We start from the raw sequence: 7758 nt of genomic DNA, 5'->3' as shown, positions 1-7758 counted from the left end.
CCCGGATAAGCGAAGCGCAATCCGGGAATCCACTGCGCCAGCACCGGTCACCAGGGAATGCTCTCGCCCTGGTAATCGATGTAGCGATGACCGCCGGTCCCACGGGCCCTACCAATCTGTTGCACCATGCCGCGGCAACTGGTCTCCACGTCCAGCGGCGCTTCCTCGCCGCCCATGTCGGTACGCACCCAGCCGGGGTGCATCGACAGCACGGTCAGCGATGTCTTACCCAGCGCCAGGACGAAACTGCGCGTCAGCGAGTTGAGCGCGGCCTTGCTGGCGCTGTACAACGGCAGATCGCCGGCGTGGGCGCCGACGCTGCCGAGGGCCGAGGTCATGAAAACCAGCACGCCGTTGGTCGGCTCCACCCGCTCGACCAGCCGCTCCGCGAGGCGTATCGGCGCCACCGCGTTGGTCATGAACAGGTCCGCCACTTCGGCCGTCGTGGCCTGGCTGGCCGACTGGTGCGCCGGGCCGGACACGCCGGCGTTGATGAACAGCAGGTCGAGGGAGGTGCCGGCCAGGTTCTGCGCCAGGGCTTCCAGCGACACGCGGTCGTTCATGTCCAGTTTCTCGATGCGCACGCCGGCGATCGCGGTGAGTTGGCTGGCCCGCTGCGGCTCGCGCACCGTGGCGATCACTTGCCAGCCCTCGGCGCTCAGCTGCTTGACCAGGCCCAGGCCGAGCCCTCGGGAGGCTCCGACCACCAGAGCCGTCTTGGTGTCTGTCATCTCGCCTTGCTCCTTCGTCGGGTGAAAAGGCTCAGCATAGCGTCTGGTCCGGGTGGTGCCGCCGACCGACGGCATGCCATTCGTCCCCTGGCGCCGAGAGGAGGCCGGGGCGGCCGGTTCGAATGGAGACGAGAGCCACCGAGGTAACCGTTCATGAAACCGTTCAAACCGATGCTACCGCTGTGCCTGTTCTGGCTGCCTGCCGCTCTCTGGGCGGCCCCCTATAACCCCGCCATGTGGAACCTGACCGTGCCGGTGAAGAACGCCGAAGGTTTCGCCGCTACCATCGACACGCCAAGCCTGCCCGGGTACAGCTCCGAATATTTCAGTGCCAACGACGAACGCATCCAGTTCTGGGCGCCGGTGACCGGCGCCACCACCGACAGCAGCGGTTTCCCCCGTTCGGAACTGCGCGAAGCCTACAAGGACGGCCGGTTGCGCAACTGGAACTACCGGGATGCGGTGAACACGCTGGAAGCCCGGGTATCCGTCGAGCAGATCCCGAGCAGCGGGCGCATCGCCATCGGCCAGATCCATGTCTTTCAACGCAGCACGCCGCTGCTGATCGTCTACTACAACAAGGGCGACATCGAAGCGCGGGTGCGCCCGGTGTTCGGCAAGACGCCGAACGAGCCGGTGCTGCTGGTGAGCAAGGTGCCTCTGGGCAAGCGCTTCAGCTACAAGGCCGTGCTGGACAGGAAAGGCAAGCTGACCGTCAGCGCCAGCTATGGCGACAAGTCATCCAGCCTGAACCTGCCCATCGATTCGAGCTGGGCGTCGCAATCGCTCTATTTCAAGGCCGGGTCCTACGTGCAGGACAATTCGGGGGCGTCCAGCGAAGGCGGGCGGGTGAGTTTCTACTCGCTGAAGGCTTCGCATTTGTGAAGGGCCTGTTTTGGTGAGGCTTGGCCCAAATCGGTTCCCGCCGACGCACAAGGCTGGTGCGAAACGGAGGACCCCAGCCTGATGAAAGGCTGTACAAAAAATGATCACGTTGCGTCAGGCGCCGCCAGCCCTGGCCTCCATTCAGGCGTCCCCGGTTTATCCACAGCCTTATCCCCGGATCGCGTGGACAATCGCGGCGCAATGCCACTACCACGTCGAAACGATTTTCGCAAAAGAAAATTTCTAAGAAATCAGTTGCTTATCGAGAAAAGCCGGGGCTCGCGACGGGTTGGATAATTTGCATACAACGGCCTGGAGCCCCGATTGGGCCAGCCTTTCCGGCAACCATCCCCGTCTTGTCCACAAAACTGTCCACACCTTTTGTGGGCAAAATCGGTGCGTTTTAGGAGGGGGAAATTCGCGGACGAATGAATTCGCCCCTACAAGGCAGTGGTCCGAAGCCCGGATAAACCTGGGCGTAATCCGGGGGGAGCGGACTCCCGGATCGAGCTTCGCTTATCCGGGCCACGGTTGGTGTTTTTCCACGGATTCATTCGACCAGGGAAAACCCCACCTACAACCGCCGCAACTGCTCCCGCCCTCGGCTGATATCGGCCAGCAACCGCTCCAGGCCGGCGACGTGCCGCTCCGGAAGTGCCAGGGTGAGCCGGGCGCCGTCGGCGTCGAAGGTTTCCGATTCGATCAGGGCCTCGAAGTCGGTGAGGCGGGATTTCAACAGGGCCAGCTCGGCGAATCCGCAGTGGCAGGCGCAGCGCGTGCGCTGTACCAGTTCCACCGCCGCGCCACCCTGCAAGCACTTCGCGGCGCTGCCGCCGTAGGCGCGGGCCAAGCCGCCGGTGCCGAGCTGGATGCCGCCGTACCAGCGGGTGACTACCACGGCTACCTGATCGAAACCCTGCCCTTCGATGGCGGCCAGGATCGGCCGTCCGGCGGTGCCGCCGGGCTCGCCGTCGTCGTTGAAACGGTATTGGATGCCGATTTTCCAGGCCCAGCAGTTATGCGTCGCGGCGGGATCGCTGACGCGGGCGATGAACGCTTGGGCCTCCTCGGCACTGGCCACGGCAGCGGCCTGGGCGAGGAAGCGGCTCTTGCGAATCTCTTCGCGGTAATCGGCGGGAGCGGCGAGGGTGACGGCCATGGGCGGAGCGGGCGTGGCGGCTGGAGGCCGCAGTGTACCCGCATCGGAACGGGGCGTGCGCCCCGCACAGGGTTACTTGGCCGGGGGCGTCAGCCCGCAGCCCTTGAGGATGATGTGAATCAGATTGTCCGTGGCGACGGCGAAGTCTTCCTTGGTCAGCTTCTTGCGGCCGGTCAGGCGACAGATCTGGCTGGAGAAGTCGGCGTAATGCTGGGTGCTGCCCCAGAGCAGGAAAATCAGGTGCACCGGGTCGATAGGGTCCATCTTGCCGGCGGCGATCCAGGCCTCGAACACCGCGGCGCGGCCGCGGAACCAGTCGCGGTAGTCCTGGCTGAAATGCTCGGACAGGCATTCGCCGCCGCTGATGACTTCCATGGCGAAGAGCTTCGAGGCCAGCGGCTGGCGGCGGGAGAACTCCATCTTGGCGCGGATGTAGTTCGCCAGGGCTTCGGCGGGGTCGCTGTCGGCGTTCAGGTGGCTGAAGGCGCTGTCCCAGAGATCGAGGATGTTGCGCATCACCTCGACGTAGAGGCCCAGTTTGTTGTTGAAGTAATAATGCAGATTGGCCTTGGGCAGCCCCACGCGCAGGGCGATGGTGTTCATGCTGGTGCCTTTGAAACCGTGGCGGGCGAACTCCTCGGTGGCAGCGGCAAGAATGGCTTCTTCGTTCTTCTGGCGGATGCGGCCGGCGGGCTTGCTGGCGGGAAGGGTCTTCGCGGGCACTTCTACGGTCATGGGCTTTCCGGACGGTGGATGAAGCGGAGCGTGTGCACTGATAGCGCACTGCTGGCGATGACACAAGCGTTGTAGGGGATAAAAAGCCCAGCAGCGGACCAACCGCACTGTCGATACGTGAACCGGCGCGTCCGCGCACCAAAAGAGGTCGTATTGGCCGGGCACTAAAGCGCAGCGGCGTTGCCGAATGCCTCGCCGCGCGACAGGGGAGAGCGGCTATTCGCAACAGGAGTAATGAAGTGACCCGCAACTGGCTGATCCGAGGCGCCAGCGCCATCCTCACCGGGCTTTCCGGCAGCGCGGCGCGCCATGCCGGGCCGGACATGCGTATCGTCGACGGGCGCATCGCCGCCTTCGGCCGGCTCGAGCCGCAGTCCGGCGAGACGATCATCGAGGCCCGCGACTGTGTGGTCTATCCCGCATGGATCAACACCCATCACCACCTCTTCCAGTCGTTGCTCAAAGGCGTGCCCGGTGGGCTCGACTGCAACCTCGGCGACTGGCTGCTGGCGGTGCCGCAGCGCTTCCATGGCGCCTTCGACGAGCGCAGCTTCCGCCTCGCCGCGTGCATCGGCCTGGTCGAGCTGGCGCGCTCCGGCTGCGCCACGGTGGCCGACCATCACTACCTGTACTGGCCCGGCATGCCTTTCGACGGCGCCGCCATCCTCTTCGAAGAGGCCGAGCGGTTGGGCCTGCGCTTGGTCCTCTGCCGTGGCGGCGCGACCCATATGCGCCCGCCGCGCCCGGACTCGCCCCAGGGCTGGCGCCTGGAACACCTCGACGCCTACCTGGCCGATGTCGAACGGCTGGTGGCCGCTTACCACGACCCAGCCGCCGACGCCCGGCGCCGGGTGGTCATGGCGCCCACCAGCCCGCCGTACTCCATGACCTCCGCCGGCCTGCGCGAAGCCGCCGATACCGCTCGGCGCCTGGGTATCCGCCTGCACAGTCACTTGTCGGAAACGGTCGATTACCTGGATGAGGTGCCGAAGCGCCACGGTATGACGCCGGTGGCTTATTGCGCCGAGCACGGGTGGCTGGGCGAGGACGTCTGGTTCGCCCATCTGGTCAAGCTGCTGCCGGATGAGATCGAACTGCTCGGCGCCACCCGCACCGGTATCGCCCACTGCCCGCAGAGCAACGCCCGCCTGGGCAGCGGCATCGCCGACGTGGCCGCGCTGGAAGCGGCCGGCGTGCGCGTTTCCCTCGGCGTGGATGGCGCCGCCTCCAACGAAGCCTGCGACATGATCAGCGAGACCCACGCCGCCTGGCTGCTGCAGCGCGCCAAGGCCGGCGAGCGCGCACGGCCGCGCTATGACGGCGGCACGGAAGAGGGTGGCGCCCAGGCGGTGTCGGCGGAGGACGTGGTGCGCTGGGCCACGGCCGGCGGCGCTCGGGTGCTCGGCCTGGACGCCCTGGGCACGTTGGAGATCGGCCAGGCGGCGGACGTCGCCGTATTCCAGTTGGACGATCCCCGCTATTTCGGCCTGCACGACCCGGCGCTGGCCCCGGTGATCGGTGCTGGTCGGCCGCACCTGCGAGCCCTGCTGGTCGGTGGGCGGCGGGTGGTGGAAGACGACCGGATTCCCGGTCTCGACCTGCAGGAGTTGGGCGCCCGGGCGCGGGAGGCCGTGCTGGCGTTGCGGCGACGGGTGGGGGCGTGAGGATGCCCTCTCCCCAGCCCTCTCCCATAAAGGGGAGAGGGAGCAGTCCAAGCCCGGAGGTGATGCCGGTGCATGACATCGGGTGGAGAGGGTAATCGAGCCGCTCACCCCGTCTCCGCCAGCGCCTCCAGAAAGCTCTCCAGCACCAGATGTGGCCGCCGCCCCTTGCGGGTCACCGAGGCCAGGCTGAGATCATAGAAACGCGTCGCCGGCTTCAGCGCGCGCAGGCGGCCTTCCTGCACCCATTGGCGGGCATAGTGATCCGGCAGGTAGCCGATGTAACGCCCGGTGAGGATCAGGAAGGCCATGCCCTCGCGGTCCGAGGCGCTGGCCGTGCAGTTCAGCGCCTGGTAATGGGCCTGGATTTCTGCCGGCAGGCGGAAAGTCGGAGCGATGGCGTCCTGGCTGTTCAGGCGTTCGTCGCTGAGCTGCGTTTCGTCCGCATAGAACAGCGGATGGCCTACCGCGCAGTAGAGCTGCGAGCGCTCGTCGTACAGCGGTGCGTATTCCAGCCCTGACAGCGCCCCCGCCTGCGGCACTACGCCGACATGCAGACGGCCGTCGAGCACCCCCTGTTCCACTTCGCTGGGTGGGATCATGCGGATCTGGATGCGCACTTCCGGCCCACGCTCCTTCAGCCGCGCCAGGGCATGGGTGATGCGCATGTGCGGCACGGTCACCAGGTTGTCGGTGAGGCCAATATTCAGCTCCCCGCGCAGTTGCCGGTGCAGGCCGTTCACTTCGGTACGGAAGGTCTCCAGCGCACTGAGCAACTGCTGCGAGGCCTGGTACACCTCGCGGCCTTCCTCGGTCAGGGCGAAGCCGGCCCGCCCGCGCTGGCACAGGCGCAGGCCGACGCGCTGCTCCAGGTCGCTCATTTGCTGGCTGATGGCCGAGCGGCCGATGCCCAGCACACTCTCGGCGGCGGAAAAGCCTCCGCAGTCCACCACGGTGCGGAACAGCTTTAGCAGGCGGATATCGAAATCGCTGACCTGGGCCAGGGGATCGGCGCGGCGCGTGCTCATAAGTTTAGTGGTCAGTGAACAAAAGATCGGAAAAGTCATGTTTTACCGACTTTATGTCCGTGGCACTGTCCTCGGCAACACCTGCTGTGGGAAGCGAATGAGTTCGCTCCCATAAAAAACAATGAACCGCACCTTGCGAGGCCGCCGATGAACATGCCGCAGACCAACGCCCCATCGATCGCCAGCCAGCTCAAGCTGGACGCCCACTGGATGCCCTTCACCGCCAACCGCGTCTTCCAGCGCGACCCGCGGATCATCGTCGGCGCCGAAGGCAGCTGGCTGATCGACGACCAGGGCCGGCGCGTCTACGACAGCCTCTCCGGCCTGTGGACCTGCGGCGCCGGGCACAGCCGCAAGGAAATCCAGGAGGCCGTGGCCAAGCAGCTCGGCACCCTCGACTACGCCCCGGCCTTCCAATACGGCCACCCGCTGTCCTTCAAGCTCGCCGAGAAGATCGCCAACCTGCTGCCGGGCGAGCTGAACCATGTGTTCTTTACCGATTCCGGCTCCGAATGTGCCGACACCGCCATCAAGATGGCCCGTGCCTACTGGCGTCTGAAAGGCCAGCCGGCGAAGACCAAGCTGATCGGCCGCGCCCGTGGCTACCATGGGGTCAACGTCGCCGGTACGTCCCTCGGCGGCATTGGCGGCAACCGCAAGATGTTCGGCGCGCTGATGGACGTCGACCATCTGCCGCACACCCTGCAACCGGGCCTGGCCTTCACCAAGGGCATGGCCGAGACCGGTGGCGTGGAACTGGCCAACGAACTGCTCAAGCTGATCGAGTTGCACGACGCTTCCAACATCGCCGCGGTGATCGTCGAGCCCATGTCCGGCTCCGCTGGCGTCATCGTGCCGCCCAAGGGCTACCTGCAGCGCCTGCGCGAGATTTGCGACCAGCACAATATCCTGCTGATCTTCGACGAAGTGATCACCGGTTTCGGCCGCATGGGCGCCTACAGCGGCGCGGAATACTTCGGCGTCGTCCCGGACCTGCTCAACGTCGCCAAGCAGATCACCAACGGCGCCATCCCCATGGGTGCGGTGATCGCCAGCCGCGAGATCTACCAGACCTTCATGAACCAGGCGACGCCGGACTACGCGGTGGAATTCACCCACGGCTACACCTACTCCGCCCACCCCGTGGCCTGCGCTGCGGGCCTTGCCGCGCTGGAGCTGCTGGAGAAGGACAACCTCGTACAACAGTCCGCCGCCCTGGCCCCGCACTTCGAAAAGGCCATCCACGGCCTGAAGGGCGCCAAGCACGTGGTCGATATCCGCAACTGCGGCCTGGCCGGCGCCCTCCAACTCGCCCCGCGCGACGGCGACGCCATCGTCCGCCCTTACGAGGCCGGCATCGCCTTGTGGAAGGCCGGCTTCTATGTGCGCTTCGGCGGCGACACCCTGCAGTTCGGCCCGACCTTCAACGCCAAGCCGGAAGACCTCGACCGTGTGTTCGATGCGGTGGGGGAGGTGTTGAACGGGTTGAGTTGATACCTGTAGGGGCGAATTCATTCGTCTGATGTGCACGGATCGACCACGGCGCCGCCTGTGGAAAC

At 65.9% G+C, this 7758-nt stretch carries 7 protein-coding genes; 3 read left to right on the top strand and 4 right to left on the bottom strand.

Annotation, left to right across the window (positions count from 1 at the left end; translation table 11 throughout):
- Positions 1–47: 47 nt before the first annotated feature.
- Complete coding sequence (locus tag PIN01S_RS25960) at positions 48–731, bottom strand: SDR family oxidoreductase (RefSeq protein ID WP_084339810.1); 684 nt, start codon at positions 729–731, stop codon at positions 48–50.
- A gap of 153 nt (positions 732–884) precedes the next feature.
- On the opposite strand from PIN01S_RS25960, the gene PIN01S_RS25955 reads away from it, so the two are divergent.
- Positions 885–1616: a polysaccharide lyase family 7 protein gene (locus tag PIN01S_RS25955; protein ID WP_084339809.1), complete on the top strand. Its 732-nt coding sequence runs from the start codon at positions 885–887 to the stop codon at positions 1614–1616.
- A gap of 574 nt (positions 1617–2190) precedes the next feature.
- Here PIN01S_RS25955 and PIN01S_RS25950 read toward each other — a convergent pair.
- Together PIN01S_RS25950 and PIN01S_RS25945 are read right to left on the bottom strand one after the other, a co-directional pair.
- Complete coding sequence (locus PIN01S_RS25950; RefSeq protein ID WP_084339808.1) at positions 2191–2775, bottom strand: IMPACT family protein; 585 nt, start codon at positions 2773–2775, stop codon at positions 2191–2193.
- Positions 2776–2847: 72 nt separating this feature from the next.
- A complete protein-coding gene (locus PIN01S_RS25945) occupies positions 2848–3510 on the bottom strand; it encodes a TetR/AcrR family transcriptional regulator (protein ID WP_084339807.1) in 663 nt (220 codons plus the stop codon).
- A gap of 239 nt (positions 3511–3749) precedes the next feature.
- Here PIN01S_RS25945 and PIN01S_RS25940 point away from each other — a divergent pair, with 239 nt between their 5' ends.
- The gene (locus PIN01S_RS25940) at positions 3750–5174 is read left to right on the top strand and encodes an amidohydrolase family protein (protein WP_244506035.1); all 1425 of its coding nucleotides are present in this window, start codon (positions 3750–3752) and stop codon (positions 5172–5174) included.
- 104 nt (positions 5175–5278) lie between these two features.
- Here the strand turns inward: PIN01S_RS25940 and PIN01S_RS25935 are convergent, their stop codons facing one another.
- Positions 5279–6199, bottom strand: a complete 921-nt coding sequence (locus tag PIN01S_RS25935) for a LysR family transcriptional regulator (protein ID WP_084339805.1) — start codon at positions 6197–6199, stop codon at positions 5279–5281.
- Between the two features lie 147 nt (positions 6200–6346).
- On the opposite strand from PIN01S_RS25935, the gene aptA reads away from it, so the two are divergent.
- The gene (gene aptA / locus PIN01S_RS25930) at positions 6347–7693 is read left to right on the top strand and encodes an omega-aminotransferase AptA (protein ID WP_084339804.1); all 1347 of its coding nucleotides are present in this window, start codon (positions 6347–6349) and stop codon (positions 7691–7693) included.
- The last annotated feature ends 65 nt before the right edge of the window (positions 7694–7758 follow it).

This window comes from Pseudomonas indica NBRC 103045 (assembly GCF_002091635.1).
Classification (GTDB): Bacteria; Pseudomonadota; Gammaproteobacteria; order Pseudomonadales; family Pseudomonadaceae; genus Pseudomonas_M; species Pseudomonas_M indica.
This window is presented reverse-complemented; position numbering and strand designations above follow the sequence as displayed.